Annotated in this window: 11 protein-coding genes; 3 read left to right on the plus strand and 8 right to left on the minus strand. The window is 50.5% G+C overall.

Features of this window, described 5'->3' with window-relative positions; translation table 11 throughout:
• The first annotated feature begins 48 nt into the window (after positions 1 to 48).
• A complete protein-coding gene (locus AC2215_RS07255) occupies positions 49 to 1,320 on the plus strand; it encodes an NAD(P)/FAD-dependent oxidoreductase (RefSeq protein ID WP_486809298.1) in 1,272 nt (423 codons plus the stop codon).
• Positions 1,321 to 1,661: 341 nt separating this feature from the next.
• Here the strand turns inward: AC2215_RS07255 and AC2215_RS07260 are convergent, their stop codons facing one another.
• From AC2215_RS07260 to AC2215_RS07295, 8 genes are all read right to left on the minus strand, one after another.
• Positions 1,662 to 2,951, minus strand: a complete 1,290-nt coding sequence (locus AC2215_RS07260; protein WP_486809299.1) for an ABC transporter ATP-binding protein — start codon at positions 2,949 to 2,951, stop codon at positions 1,662 to 1,664.
• Between the two features lie 39 nt (positions 2,952 to 2,990).
• Positions 2,991 to 3,563 (minus strand): signal peptidase I, encoded by a 573-nt coding sequence (gene lepB / locus AC2215_RS07265; RefSeq protein WP_486809300.1) that lies wholly within the window; start codon positions 3,561 to 3,563, stop codon positions 2,991 to 2,993.
• 142 nt (positions 3,564 to 3,705) lie between these two features.
• Complete coding sequence (locus AC2215_RS07270) at positions 3,706 to 4,143, minus strand: hypothetical protein (RefSeq protein WP_486809301.1); 438 nt, start codon at positions 4,141 to 4,143, stop codon at positions 3,706 to 3,708.
• A 121-nt stretch (positions 4,144 to 4,264) separates the two neighbouring features.
• On the minus strand, positions 4,265 to 5,149 hold the full coding sequence (locus AC2215_RS07275; RefSeq protein ID WP_486809302.1) for an ABC transporter permease: 885 nt from the start codon (positions 5,147 to 5,149) through the stop codon (positions 4,265 to 4,267).
• A gap of 258 nt (positions 5,150 to 5,407) precedes the next feature.
• On the minus strand, positions 5,408 to 6,328 hold the full coding sequence (locus tag AC2215_RS07280; protein ID WP_486809303.1) for an XDD3 family exosortase-dependent surface protein: 921 nt from the start codon (positions 6,326 to 6,328) through the stop codon (positions 5,408 to 5,410).
• Between the two features lie 1,021 nt (positions 6,329 to 7,349).
• On the minus strand, positions 7,350 to 8,411 hold the full coding sequence (locus AC2215_RS07285) for an adenylate/guanylate cyclase domain-containing protein (RefSeq protein WP_486809304.1): 1,062 nt from the start codon (positions 8,409 to 8,411) through the stop codon (positions 7,350 to 7,352).
• Positions 8,412 to 8,573: 162 nt separating this feature from the next.
• The gene (locus AC2215_RS07290; protein ID WP_486809305.1) at positions 8,574 to 8,936 is read right to left on the minus strand and encodes a response regulator; all 363 of its coding nucleotides are present in this window, start codon (positions 8,934 to 8,936) and stop codon (positions 8,574 to 8,576) included.
• A 43-nt stretch (positions 8,937 to 8,979) separates the two neighbouring features.
• Positions 8,980 to 9,402 (minus strand): hypothetical protein, encoded by a 423-nt coding sequence (locus AC2215_RS07295; protein WP_486809306.1) that lies wholly within the window; start codon positions 9,400 to 9,402, stop codon positions 8,980 to 8,982.
• A 163-nt stretch (positions 9,403 to 9,565) separates the two neighbouring features.
• Here AC2215_RS07295 and ccmS point away from each other — a divergent pair, with 163 nt between their 5' ends.
• Positions 9,566 to 10,015, plus strand: coding sequence for a beta-carboxysome assembly chaperone CcmS (gene ccmS, locus AC2215_RS07300; protein WP_486809307.1), 450 nt, complete (start codon positions 9,566 to 9,568; stop codon positions 10,013 to 10,015).
• Positions 10,016 to 10,531: 516 nt separating this feature from the next.
• The coding region (locus tag AC2215_RS07305) for a two-partner secretion domain-containing protein (RefSeq protein ID WP_486809308.1) at positions 10,532 to 13,319 on the plus strand (2,788 nt) is incomplete at its 3' end.

The following is a 13,319-nucleotide window of genomic DNA, read 5'->3' on the forward strand; positions in this document are numbered from 1 at the left end:
GATCGGGCGATCGCCGAATTATCAGCGTGCAATACCTAGAATAGATCGATGCCAACTCAATCTCAAACCCCCTCATCGGTTCCATCGACTCGTCACCATCAAATCGTCGTCGTCGGGGGTGGGGCGGCCGGAATTACTGCGACCGCTCAACTGCTGGCGAGCAAACCCTCGTTAGACATCGCCATTATCGAACCCTCGGATAAGCACTACTACCAACCGGGGTGGACGCTCGTCGGCGGTGGGGTGTTTGAGATGAGCGATACCGAACGCAACGAAAAAGATTGCATTCCCGAGGGGGTAACGTGGATTCGGGACTCGGTGGTGACACTCGAACCCGATGACAATGCGATCGCCACCGAGAACGGAGTGCGGGTGACATACGATTATTTAATCCTATGTCCGGGCATTCAAATTAACTGGCATCTGATTAAAGGACTCCCGGAAGCCCTGGGTAAAGGAGGCGTAACCAGCAACTATTCTAAGGAATACGCCCCGTACACTTGGGAAACCCTACAAAATTTCCAGGGCGGGACGGCCATTTTCACCTTCCCCGCTACGCCGATTAAATGTGCCGGTGCGCCCCAGAAAATTATGTACCTCGCCGATGATGTCTTTAAAGGCAAAAGCGATGTGGGGACTCGCACTCAGGTGATGTTTTGCAATGCCGGGGCGAGTATGTTTGCCGTACCCGAATATCGCGCCACCCTAGATAAAATTGTCGAGGAGCGGGGCATTCAGGTTAAGTTCAAACACAATCTCAAGGAAATTAAGTCCGAGTCTCGGGAGGCAATCTTCGATGTCACTACCGATGACGGGGTCGAAGAAGTCAGCATTCACTACGACATGATTCACGTCGCCCCACCCATGAGTGCCCCAGACTTTATCGCCCAGAGTCCCCTGGCTTCCTCCGCGGGTTGGGTGGACGTCCACCGGGAGACACTGCAACACAACCGGTATGCCAACGTATTCAGCTTGGGGGATGCGTCTTCGTTACCGACGTCCAAAACGGCGGCTGCCATTCGCAAACAAGCCCCAGTGCTGGTGCAAAATTTGTTAAGCGCGATCGAATCGGGTTCTCAAAGCGGGGAGTATGGGGGATATACCTGCTGTCCTTTGATTACCGGTTACGGGAAAACGGTAATGGCAGAGTTCGATTACAGTCTGAAACCCACTTCCACATTTCCCTTCGACCCCAGCCAAGAACGCTACAGTATGTGGTTTTTGAAAAAGAACGTCCTGCCTTGGGTGTATTGGAATCGGATGTTGAAAGGAAAGTCTTTTGAGGGGGATTGGTTGCAGTTTTTGAAGGGGAAAAGTTGATTTTGAATTCGGAATTCGGAATTCGGAATTGGAAAGGGCAAACGGGGAATGGGGAACGGGGAATGGGAAATTCGAACCTGCACTATTCATCAGGTTCGATCGAAATTGCTCAAAGCCTTTTCTAAGCAGCAAGCTGGCAATGTACGCGAAAAACAGTCTATTTTCGTGATGTTCGCTTGAGATCGAGATTTTCGCGTTTAGTGAACGATCCAGGCTAAGTAACGTGAACTCGGGATAAGCTGAAACCCGGATTTTGTCCTTACTAATTTTCAGCATTTGTCGGTCTCAAACCTGCATTCTCTCGTTGAGCCAGTGAAATCGACTCTTAACCCGAACTGAGGTTAAGTATTCAACCGAACTCGATCTGAAATTGCTCTTTCCGTTTCCGGATCGAAGAGGTGTATGTTGTCAACGGACAGAGATAGCCAACACCGATCGCCCGGTGAGATCGCCTGTTCTAGGGGAAGGCGCACTTGTAGGCGAACTTCTGTTTCCAGTTCTACCGAAGTCACCGATAGATAGGTATCGCTGCCGAGGGTTTCCACATTATCCACTCGCACTAACAGGTTTCGCGTCGCTGGAACGCTCAAACTCAGGTGTTCCGGACGAATTCCCACCAGCAGCGATCGCCCGTTATAGGGTTTGAGGGTTGTTTCCCAAGTTTCCTGGGGTAGGGTGAGACGAAATCGGGGCGATATCGATAGGGTGAGGCGATCGATCTGGGCGGTTAAAAAGTTCATCGGCGGCGACCCCATAAACTCGGCGACGAACCGGTTTGCCGGATGGTTGTAAACTTCCAGGGGTGGGGCGACTTGCTGAATTTGCCCGTCGCGCATCACGGCAATGCGATCGCCCATGGTCATCGCTTCGGTGCGATCGTGAGTGACGTAAATCGTCGTCGTTCCCAGTTGGCGCTGGAGTTGGACGATTTGACCTCGCGTTTGAGTTCGCAGTTGCGCGTCGAGATTAGAGAGGGGTTCGTCCATCAGGAACACCTGGGGGTTGCGGGCGATCGCCCGTCCCAGGGCAACCCGCTGTTTTTGCCCTCCAGAAAGCTGTTTGGGCAATCGATCGAGGAGGGATTCGATTTGTAACATCTCGGCAACCGATCGCACTTGACGCTCGATTTGACCTTCGCGCGTCGATCGATACCGACGATCCCAGGGAAGCGATCGGGTGGCGGCTTCGAGTAAACGAACCCCCAGATTTTGCAGGCGGAACGAGGTTTCCTCTTCCCCTTCTTCTCCCATGCGTCGCAGTCCGAAAGCTAAGTTGTCGTAAACCGTCAGATGCGGGTAGAGGGCGTAGTTTTGGAACACCATCGCCATATTGCGCGCTTTCGGGGGTAGATCGTTCACCAACCGATCTCCAACCCAAATGTTGCCCCCCGTTAGGGATTCCAACCCAGCCATCAGGCGCAGAAGGGTACTTTTCCCGCAACCAGACGGCCCCACCAGCACCATGAACTCCCCCGATCGCACCGTGAGGTTAATTCGGCGCAAAACCGCGAGGGCATTACTCTCTGGAGTTGAGGGAGTGGGGGGAGCGGCATTTGGGGAGGTCTTCGACGCGATCGAACCTCGCGCGGGAAAACTTTTGTAGACGTTTTCTAAAACAACTCCGATCGCCATATGTTTGAGATTCGGTTTGCAACTCGGTTTGAAATGCGGCTAAATGGAACCGATACGAGCAAAAGGCCAAAAGCGCAGCCACGCCCGACCGATAATATCTTTTTGGGGTAAGAAACCCCAGATATGAGAATCGTTGCTGTTGTTGCGGTTATCTCCCATGACAAAAATCTTTCCCTCGGGCACGGTTTTCGGTCCCCATTCGTAGGCAGGGGGTTCGGCAATATAGTCTTCCTGGAGAGGTTCGCCATCCACGAATACTCGCCCATCGTGAATCGCTAAGGTTTGACCGGGTAAACCGATTGTGCGCTTGATAAATGCCTGGTTTTTGTCGTATCCGAGACGTTGTAATTGCGCGGGGGGGCTAAACACGACAATCTCACCCCGTTGGGGGGCGCGAAAATCGTAGGAGACTTTTTCCACGATGAGTCGATCGTTGACTCTCAAGCTCGGTAACATCGAGTCGGAGGGAATGTAACGGGGTTCGGCGATAAATGTCCGAATCAGGAAGGCTAAACCGAGGGCAACGATCGCCAGTTGAATATTTTCTCGTTGGGACTGCCAGATACTCGATTTGCGATCGGTCTCGGTTGCCTCTTTGGGTGCGTCTGCCATCAATTTGTTGGGTGAGAATTCTCGGGGTAGAAAGAGCCTAACTGTTAATCCTATCGCGATCGAGCGCGATCGAAAAAAAGGGATACAATGACGTACCCCTTCCAATTACTCCCTTAGAAAATGAAGAATGACCTCTAAAACTTTACTCTTCAGATTCTGCGATATCTCCTGCCTCGGAATCCATCACTTCAAGAACCTCAGCATTCTCTTCGGCGAGGCGTTGTTGGCGAATCAGTTCGAGCTGTCGGGTGCGAAAATCGGAAGCCGTATCGAGTAGATTTTCCTCTTGTGCGCCGAGGAAATCGCTCACGTTGCGATCGCGAGCCAGATTCGCACGATTGAGGATTTCGTAAATATTCAAACCGTTCCCGGTTTCGCCCAAAAACGAGTCCACTTCGCTCGATTCTTGCTGGGTATTATCTTGATAAAGGTCGAGAGGCTGAATCGTATCGTCCTCGTATTCTTGAGCCGTACTCGCTTGAGGTAACCCAAAGGTAACGGTTCCCATTGCAGCTATCAGTGCGATCGCCCAACGATTCGATCGATGTTGTCTGGAATTGTTCGTGATTCTTGCTGTCATTACTCTCCAGTTGTATTTGACAAAAACGCTATTAGAACAATTATTACGGATGTGCTGGGAATTGTGAGACATTGAGGGAGCGATCGCCCTGGCGGCGGAAATTCGGCACAGCAGTTTGACATTAAGCAAAGCGACGGCGCAACAAGGGTTGGATACTCAGCAAGGCAACGGTGGCAAACCCCAGTAAAACCAGCAACGCCCCAGCAAACGTAATCGAACCGAAGGGGGCTTCCATCACCACGCTACCCAGACTCCAGTCATCGTGCAAGTAGAGGTAGCGAATGGGTTCGATAGCGTAGCTGAGGGGATTGAGGCTGGCCACAAACTGCAACCATCGCGGCATGAAAGATAGGGGGGCCAGGGCAGTACTGGCAAAAAGTAGGGGTAAGTTCGTCACGAAAATAACCGCTAGGAGTTCGATATGTCCGGGAAGGGCAAACGCCAAGCCCAAACTGAGTCCCGTCACGCCGATAACCAGGAGGAACAAAATCGAGGCGATCGCGATTAACCCGCCAATTCCAGGTAATCCAGCCCCAGCAAAAACCCCAGCCGCAATAATGACGATCGTTTGGATGAAACTGAGGGTGACGATGAAAATTGCCGATGCCACTACGATCGAAAATCGAGAGGCGAGGGGGGCGACTAACAGGCGATTGAGAAAGCCAAATTCGCGATCGAACATTACCGGCAAACCGGCATTCAGCGCCCCGGCAAAGGCAGTAAACACGATGACACCCGCCCCGAGAAATTGGGCGTAATTTTGGCTTTCCCCGAATAACCCAGCCGGAACGTTCTGGAACAGCGCCCCGAAGAGAATCAGCCACATCAGCGGCTGCACGATGCCGGCAATCAGGGTGGAGGGACGGCGCTGGAGTTGGATGAACAGCCGTCGGGTGAGGGCGATTGTTTCTTGGATGAAATCCCCCATAGGATTGCTCGCATCGGTTGCCAAGTCAGTAGCAGGGATGCGATCGTTCCCTTTAGAAGGTGCAATGGTATTGCTCATGATGGCGACACATTCGGTATGACTCGATATGCGATCGATCTTAAAAGTAAATGCAAAGTAAATGCTAGCCTCTGTGGTGGGAAGCTAGCATGTGGGTGTAGAAAATTGATAGTTTTGTGCCGAACTGGAGGTCTTCAAGATAAGAGATATCGACTTCTTAGAGAAGGAGATCGATCCGATCTGAGAGGATGCACCTTCATTAGAATCTCAATAGATCTTTCTTGACTTCACCTCGACTCGGTCGATCTCGATTTAGAACTAGCTGTCAGCCTGCTTGCGCTTGCGGAGTTTGCCACTTGCACCGATTAAGCCAACGGCAGCCAGACCCATTAAGCTGGCGGGTTCGGGCACGGAAGCACTATTATCGCTGAGCGCCTGCGTGGAAAGATTACCCGCAATCGCCATCCCGTCGTTGATGCACTCGGCAAATAAGTGAGCGATATAGTCGCTACCGGGTAACAAAGCGCGATCGAAGCTGAAGCCGAAGGTGTAGGTTCCCGTGGCATTGAAATGTCCGAAATCGAGACCCAATCCGCTCAAAGCTGTCTCGTCTAACATGGCAATATCGCCAATTTTAGTTCCCGAGGCAATGGAGTTGGGAACCGACCAGCTTTGCTCGTAGTAGTCTTGGAAGTATTCATCTGTCGGTGCGAGATCCGCCATGGATGCATAGTTATCGCTGACGCTATTGACTCGATCGTTATGACGTTTGAGGTGGCGGAAACCAGAGTTCTGTCCGGCAACATTTTGTCCGACTACGTTGCTGAAGACCCCGGTTTCCGTAACGCCAGAATCGTTCGTGTCGGCGAAGCGAATGCCGATGAGGTTGCCATTCTCGTTAGCTGTGTTCAGATTGTCTCCCGAGAAGTTGAAGAAGAGATCGCCGTAGCCGATGTTGTTATCTGCTGCACCGCCAGAGTAGCGTCCATCTAAGGCAAGGTTGGAGTTAATACCAATGAAAACTTTGTCGTCGACTTCTTTCACGGCCATACCGTAGAATTCATAGCCGCTATCCGCACCGACAGTATAGCCACTCTGGACGCCATCTGCAAAAGAATCGATAGCGTAGTTCCAGCCGCCGCGAATCACACCGGCACTGGCGGCTTGTCCGGAGATTGCCGAAATGCAAATAGAGGCGGCGGCAATTTTAACGATGTTCTTGAGGGTTAGCGTTTTCATGTGTGTGAGTTCCGAGTAATCTCGCTTGTGGTTGGCGTAGATTAACCCCTGATGAAGATTCAACCCAAACAAATTGGGTTGCTGCTTTGTTGCATCTCTCTCTACTCACCAACATACGAACGGAACTCAGGAATCTCCAAGCTTTTCCCAATGATTTTTTAGTAACTATAAAAAAATAGTCGGTTTGTAAAAACATCTTATAGCTTGAAAAAATCGGTATTTTTTCTGAGGTCAATCGAAGAATTCAGGATAAAAAATTAGAAAAAATAATTAAATATTGAGTGTGATAGCAGTCAGCATTCAGCTATTAGTATTCAGCCATCAGCAAAATCCTTGCATTAATAACGCCACGTGCAACTTAATTCTCCAAAATCCTCTCGTACGGGGGGGAGGGGGAAGGGGAAAAGGGGGATAAGTCTACTCGCTCACCATATCGCGAGTGCAAAAAGAGCGCACACCGCGTTAATAGCTTGTATATTTTTTAAGGTCAGTTTTGGATAAGACTGTATCAGGTGAGGGCGGGGACGGGAGAATTCCCAATTCGGAATTCCGAATTGGGAAGAGGGAAAGAAAATGGGTAATGGGGAATAGGGATGGAGTACTTTCTTCCCGATTCAGGTGTTGTACCCAGTGTTATCCCCTCGCTTTCGTGAGGCTTGCGACCACCCGAATATCATCGAGAGTCAGCATCCCGGCAAGGCGGGTTAAGTAAAACTGACATTTGTTTAGTGCTAGATCTTCTCTGAGTCTTGAATTCTTGGCGAACAATAATCAGAAAAAAACTTCAAATAAAGCAATAAAATTTGAGAGAATAGTCTAAATAATTAGATTACTTATAGCGTTTCTCGAGTGGATGAGGTCCGGAAGATCCCCCGCGCATCCACGGCAGTCGTTCTACTTGGGGAAACCCCTCTGGCGACGCTGCCTCCCCTTCATAAGGGGGACTTGAGATTTTAAATCAGCCCTCATTGATTTGAGAACCGCTATATTTAATTGTCAACATTAGTTCTTGATGCTTAAGTTACGTTTTTTTATCGAGCAATAAATACGTTGTCATTTCGCCCTTACCTTTAACCTCGATCGTCCCGCGTTTTTGAAAGACGAATTTATCCTTGAGCCGATCGAACGTTTGTTCGGTCACCTGAATGGCATTAGCAATCCCGTGAGATTCCATCCGGCTGGCAATATTGACCGTGTCTCCCCATAAGTCGTAGATAAACTTATTTCTACCGATAACCCCAGCAATAACAGGACCGGTATTCATTCCAATGCGAATTCTAAAGGGTTCGCGCTTGGCTTGATTAAATTGCTCCATAACTTCTTGCATATCTAATGCCATCTGAGCCATGGCTTCTGCATGATTTTCTTTGGGAATTGGCAATCCCCCGACGACCATATAGGCATCGCCAATGGTTTTAATTTTTTCCAATCCATGGCGGTCGGCAAGGCGATCGAATGCAGAAAAGATTTCGTTGAGCAATTCGACTAATTCTTGAGGAGAAATATGCGACCACAGTTTCGTAAACCCCACAAGATCCGCAAATAATACCGAAGCATCTTCAAAGTTATCGGCGATCGTGTGAGGATCTTGTTTGAGGCGATGGGCGATCGGACCGGGTAAAATACTTAACAACAAACGCTCCGATTTTTCGCGCTCGACCCGCAACTGTTTTAGATAGGCTTGTTCGCGATCTCTGAGGCGCTTCTTCTCCAAACACGCACTAATTCGGGCCTTGAGTAAAACAGGATTAAAAGGTTTGGGAAGATAATCTTCTGCCCCCAGTTCAATACATTTGACGACGCTATCGATATCGTCAAGGGCAGAAATCACGAGCACTGGTAGATAATTTCGAGCGGAGTTAGATTTGAGGGTTTCGAGTACTTGATACCCATTCATTCGAGGCATCATAATATCAAGTAATACCAAATCGAAAGATTCGGTTTCAATCAGCTCTAACGCCCGAGAGCCATCTTCCGCAACGGCAACTGTATAGCCTTGCCGTTCCAAGCGCCGTCGCAGCAGGTCGCGATTGGCTTCATTATCATCGACCACTAAAACATGGGCTGTTTGAGCCGATTCCATCTTACAAACCTGGCGAGAACTCCCACCACATTGTACAAACAAGTTGTCCTTTATGGGGGAACGGAGAACGGGGAATAGGAAACAGGAAATTTGAAATGCGCGCGTTCTCCCCCCAACACCCCATCTCCCAAATGTGCGATCTCCCCCATCGGGCGATCGTCTTCAAGATTTGACCAGTGCTTGAATTTTACTTAAGAGTCTAGGAAACTCAACCGGTTTGGTATCGTAGTCATCGCATCCGGCTTTCAAACACTTGTCACGATCGCCAGCAATGGCGTGAGCGGTAAGGGCAATGATGGGAATCTCGCAGGTGTCGGGATCGGTTTTGATTTTTCGGGTGGCTTCCCAGCCATCGAGGACTGGCAAACCCATATCCATCAAGATTAAATCGGGTTGCAACGCGGCTTTTTCGATGCCCTCAACCCCATCCACTGCTAGTATTACGTCGTAGCCTTTTCGTTTCAGTCGGCGCGAGAGCATATCTCGATTCATTTCATTGTCTTCAACTAACAAGATTTTGACCATCGATAATCCTCCACCCAAAGATGATAAAGATAGCGAGCGCTTTTTACGGCTCGTTTGTCTGTTTCGCGTGCTCCCTCGATTCATCTATCATCGTAAGTGAACTCAACCTGCTTTTGGCTGGCTGGGTACGATAGTGAAGATTCATTGAAGATATATTGCCAAAATCCCCATTGCCTCCCCACAACTCGAAGATCTCAAACCGAACTGGCACGAACTTCAAACCCGCATCTGTGACTCCCGAGTGCAGTGCGGCAGAAATCATTACCCAGTTGTAAACCGGTGAAAGCGATATACAGTCAGCATTTTTCATTGTGCGGGAATCGCGGGTGCAGGGGGTGTCGGTTTGAGTCCCGTTCAACTTTTCAAGACGCATTTTTAATTCTACGTAGCAGCACTCGCGACCCCAGCCTCTCTTGAGGATGTTTGCACTGGCTGCGATTGTGACGATATTGAGGGGGTCTGCCATGCTAGAAAACTGCTATAATTACCGCGAACCGTCGAAGGTAAAATTTCCAACTCCTGCTTTAAGAACAAAGTTGGAGACAATCGGGGGTGGCCACTGAGTCGAAAAAATCTGAGTCGAAAAAAAAGTCGATCCAACTCCATCAACGGAATACGATAATATTCAGATGATATTTAGCACTCCCCAACCCGAAAATTCAAGCAACTCCTGGAAGGAAGAACTCGACTTCTTCGTTCGGGAGAACAAGCAGGAATTGGCGGCTTTAGCCTGGGGACTTTATCAACAACAGCAAGAGGCGGGAAATGAAAATCCCGATACCTTAGGAATCGATCTCGAGCCGTCGCCTCATTTTATCTGTTGTTCGCGAGAATCCGTTGAAACCCTCAATCGAAAGGTGGGCGATCGACTTCGAGAGGTTTTGGGCATTATCGATAACCACCAACCTGATAAAGAAGTGTTAATTTTGGGCGTGGGTGCCGGTCAAATCCAGCTCGTTCAATACGAAGCCGACCCCATTCCTCCTTTATGTTTTCAAAACGTAGGAGAAACGGTCGATCGCTTGCTCGATATCCTAGAAGCGAGAATGGTCGAACAAATTAATATTCGCACGGTTTAAACCGGGGCAATTGCAAAGTGAGTGTCGATACAAACTCTGCTTTCAGTCTACTTTCGATCGGCTCGCTTCGAAGATCGATTTAGGAGATACGACTCCGACTCATCGACCCCTATTCATCAAAATGAATGTGGTGAAGTATCCGGAAGCGCGAATATTGCGTTGTCGAGCGATCGATTCAAAATGACTTCGAGTGTCGATCGATATGGCGATCCAAACGCTAAAATCAACTCACCCAAATCCAGAGAACTAGGCACAACCGAGCGACTCCAACAACCTGAAAAATTTTCGCTAAAATCGGAAACATCGATCGCCCTCAATCCCGTCTCACTGACCTGACTTCAGTCTCGTCGTGGACTTATATCTTGGTGCTAAGCCTCGAACCGATCGACTCAAGAACCACTCGAAAAATCGTGTTTGTCACGTTCTGTCTGGGATAGTCCACATCCACTCCAAATTGTGAGGAGTTGGCGATTGCCATCGCATCTCTTCTCACAACAACTCCAAACCCTCGATTTTATGAAACCTTCCCCCTCTCAGAATCTCTGCGCGCGATCGCTTCGAGTTTTTCCAGTCGCCTTCGGATGGCTTTATTTTGCGCTTCAAGTCCCTACCCTGGCACAACCCATCGTTCCCGCCAATGATGGTACGGGAACCGTCGTCACCCCCGCGGAAGATGCTTCTGGCGTTGAGATCGGTGGCGGTCAACTCTCTGAGGATGGACGGAATTTATTTCACAGTTTCGATCGATTTGGTTTATCCACGGGACAAAGGGCTAACTTTCTCTCTCACCCCGACGTCGCCAATATTTTAGGACGCATCACCGGCGGCGCTCCCTCCTATATCAATGGTTTGCTGCAAGTGAGTGGCAGCGATGCCAACCTCTTTCTCACGAACCCGGCCGGACTGGTGTTCGGTCCGAACGCCAGTCTCAACGTCCCCGCCGATTTTACCGCCACAACTGCCACCGGAATTGGGTTTGGGGATTCCGGCTGGTTCGATGTTTTGGGGCAAAATAGCTGGGGAAGTTTGACCGGTAACCCCAATACATTTGCATTTATCCCCCTTCACCCCGGCAGCATCGTCAATGAGGGCAACCTCGCGGTGAATCCCCGTGCCAACCTGACCTTCATCGGCGGAACCGTCCTCAATAGCGGTTCCCTGGAAGCGTTGGGGGGCAACATTACCCTAACGGCCGTTCCTGGAGAAAGTTTGGTGCGTTTGAGTGCTGCGGGTAACATCCTGAGTTTGGAAGTGGGAAATACAACATCGGGACTCGACACTGGGAACGTGGCACCTCTGTCATTGCCTCAATTGCTGGCGGGGGGGCAAACCTGGGGTCATGCCACCCAGATGACGGTCAATCCCGATGGAACCATTCGTTTGGCGGGTTCTCAGATGCAGCTAGACCCGCAAACGGGAGATGCGATCGTTTCGGGAGAAGTGGGGAATGGGGAATGGGGAACGGGCAATGGTGAGATTGGGACGATTCAGATACTTGGGAATCGGGTGGCGCTGCTGGATGCGACGGTGGATGCATCGGGAATCAATGGTGGCGGCAATATTTTCCTCGGTGGCGACTTTCAAGGGAACGGTACGATTCCCAACGCCCAGGTCACCTTTGTGGATGCAGACACGTCAATTTTCGCCGATGCCTTACAACTCGGAGATGGGGGACGAGTTATCGTCTGGGCGGACGACACCACCCAATTCTTCGGCAACATCAGCGCCCGAGGCAGTGCTTTCCCCACACCCCACACCCCACACCCAACACCCTCTAATGCGGGTTTTGTTGAAGTTTCGGGCAAGCAAACGTTACTCTTTGACGGTCGCGTGGATTTGAGCGCTCCTCATGGTCAGTTGGGAACCTTACTCCTGGACCCGGAAAATATCACGATTAGTAACGAACCGAGCGATCCACCCGATGTGGATGATTCGTTCCCGGATATTTTATTCGACTTTCTGACGGATGAATTTGAAGACGAAGATATTGTCATCAATGCGGGGGTTTTAGAGAGTCAGACGGCGAACGTTCTGGTTGAAGCGGCAAATAATATTACGATCGCCGATGGCGTTTCCCTAGAATTCGAGCCGGATGGAGAGGCGATCGCTTTTACGGCCGATGCTGATGGGAACGGGATGGGAGATTTTTCGATGGACACCACCCAATCGATCGTTGCCCGAGGTCGCGATCTAACGATTTCTGGGGCCAATCTGATTTTGGGGTCGATCGATACTCGTCCCGCACAAACCGATAGCGGTTCGATTACCCTCCTCGCCGATGGCATCATCCAGACCCAGGATTTGCTCGCCGATACCCAAAATGGGAAGAATCCGGGTGCGATTTTTCTGAGTGCGGGGAGCGATATCGAGATTACCGGTCAAGTTCATGCATTCAGCTTCACTCAAACAGGTACTGCCGCAGATGGTGCATCGATCGAAATTCTTTCCGACACTGGCACGATCGCCGTCAGCGACCAATTAGATGTTAGCTCTGCGGTGGGTCAGGGAAATGCTTCCAATGCTGGAACGATCCTTCTGTCTGCACCTGAGGGCAATGTCCGGACCGGTAGCCTGCGAGCGGAATCTCGGAGTACGGGCAACGGCGGCGATGGTGGCACCATCGTCGTGACAGCCGGCGAGACGATCGAGATCGGCGACTTGGGGGTTAGAAGCTTTGCCACGAGTAATGCAAATACCGGTGGAGTGGGTGGGGCGATCGATTTATCGGCGGATGGGGATATTACCGTTACGACGATTAATGCGCAAGGAGTCGCAGCCGGTGGCAGTGTGACCCTAACATCTGTGTTGGGTAACCTGCGAGTCACGGATGCGTTTGTCGCGGCAAATGGGGTGGATGCGAGTATTTCTACCGCCGGAGAGAACAGTGGGGCGATCGCGATCGAACATGGTGGTGCCAACCCATTTATCGTCGGTGATGACTCCACGAACGGCACTGCTGGAGCCATTACCGATGGTACGGCAGACGGAACCCTTTCACCGATAACAGCGATCGAAAACATCACGGGTGAAACGTTTACCCTCAGCAGCATTACGATTACACCAGGACTCGAAAACCCGGAACCGACCCCGGAGCCCACACCGGAACCCACACCGGAACCCACACCGGAACCCACACCGGAACCGATACCCAATCCCAATCCAGAACCGATACCGGAACCCACACCGGAACCGATACCGGAACCGATACCCAATCCCAATCCAGAACCGATACCCAATCCCAATCCAGAACCCGCACCCAATCCCAATCCAGAACCGATACCCAATCCCAATCCAGAACCGATAC

The sequence above is a fragment of the Zarconia sp. genome (assembly GCF_057467645.1).

What these genes read in the sequence shown, in the direction of transcription:
- AC2215_RS07295 (WP_486809306.1), bottom strand. Translation starts at nt 9,402, where the DNA reads ATGGCAGACCCCCTCAATATCGTCACAATCGCAGCCAGTGCAAACATC.
- AC2215_RS07270 (WP_486809301.1), bottom strand. Translation starts at nt 4,143, where the DNA reads ATGACAGCAAGAATCACGAACAATTCCAGACAACATCGATCGAATCGT.
- ccmS (WP_486809307.1), top strand. Translation starts at nt 9,566, where the DNA reads ATGATATTTAGCACTCCCCAACCCGAAAATTCAAGCAACTCCTGGAAG.
- lepB (WP_486809300.1), bottom strand. Translation starts at nt 3,563, where the DNA reads ATGGCAGACGCACCCAAAGAGGCAACCGAGACCGATCGCAAATCGAGT.
- AC2215_RS07280 (WP_486809303.1), bottom strand. Translation starts at nt 6,328, where the DNA reads ATGAAAACGCTAACCCTCAAGAACATCGTTAAAATTGCCGCCGCCTCT.
- AC2215_RS07255 (WP_486809298.1), top strand. Translation starts at nt 49, where the DNA reads ATGCCAACTCAATCTCAAACCCCCTCATCGGTTCCATCGACTCGTCAC.
- AC2215_RS07290 (WP_486809305.1), bottom strand. Translation starts at nt 8,936, where the DNA reads ATGGTCAAAATCTTGTTAGTTGAAGACAATGAAATGAATCGAGATATG.
- AC2215_RS07275 (WP_486809302.1), bottom strand. Translation starts at nt 5,149, where the DNA reads ATGAGCAATACCATTGCACCTTCTAAAGGGAACGATCGCATCCCTGCT.
- AC2215_RS07285 (WP_486809304.1), bottom strand. Translation starts at nt 8,411, where the DNA reads ATGGAATCGGCTCAAACAGCCCATGTTTTAGTGGTCGATGATAATGAA.
- AC2215_RS07260 (WP_486809299.1), bottom strand. Translation starts at nt 2,951, where the DNA reads ATGGCGATCGGAGTTGTTTTAGAAAACGTCTACAAAAGTTTTCCCGCG.